This window comes from Escherichia sp. AM3, assembly GCF_032029835.1.
Classification (GTDB): Bacteria; Pseudomonadota; Gammaproteobacteria; order Enterobacterales; family Enterobacteriaceae; genus Escherichia; species Escherichia coli.
The window spans coordinates 1-252 of sequence record NZ_JAVUPQ010001152.1; the positions used below are offsets into that span (position 1 = coordinate 1).

General features: G+C 43.3%; 1 protein-coding gene. It reads right to left on the bottom strand.

Annotated features, from left to right (window positions below):
• Window positions 1–252: serine hydrolase (locus tag RTW80_RS30115; RefSeq protein ID WP_312721846.1), on the bottom strand; the 252-nt coding region annotated here is incomplete at both ends.

A 252-nucleotide genomic window follows, 5' to 3' on the forward strand; every position in this document is an offset into this window, starting at 1 on the left:
GCCTTGTATAACTATCACCAGTGCTACGCAGAAAATGAGTTAATCCCTCCGGCCCGCCAATAGTTGATAGCAATAAATTTGCAGCAGTGTTATCACTGGTGGTAATGGCAGCATTGCATAACTCAGAAACCGTCATTCCATCTGCAATGTGCTGACTGGTTAGTGGAGAATAGTCGTCCAGGTCATGCTTATTATAGGTAATTCGGCGTTCAAGTTGTTCAAGCCCTTTATCAACACGTACTAATATTGCTC